A 256-nucleotide genomic window follows, 5' to 3' on the forward strand; every position below is an offset into this window, starting at 1 on the left:
ATTCAGATACAGACCGATCACGTCTGCCGCCTTGGTCTCGAAGTCAGGATCATTTGAGACCATGTGCGTATCGAGCCGATGGGGCCGCACGCCGTGCTTGCGCCAGATGCGCTGGACCGTCGAGGCGCCCACATCGCCCAAAGCCGCGGCAAGCTTATAGCTGCTCCAATGCGTCGAGCCGTCCGGAGGCCGGTGCTTGAGTGTGAGATTCAGAACCCGCGCCTCCAGCTTTTCGGGCGGATGCACCGGAACTCGC

Annotated in this window: 1 pseudogene; it reads right to left on the bottom strand. The window is 62.1% G+C overall.

Annotated elements, in window-relative coordinates:
* Nucleotides 1–256 (bottom strand): annotated as a pseudogene (locus tag U5775_RS39270) (IS630 family transposase); the annotation flags it as partial.

The organism is Paraburkholderia sp. J63 (genome assembly GCF_905220245.1).
Lineage (GTDB): Bacteria > Pseudomonadota > Gammaproteobacteria > Burkholderiales > Burkholderiaceae > Paraburkholderia.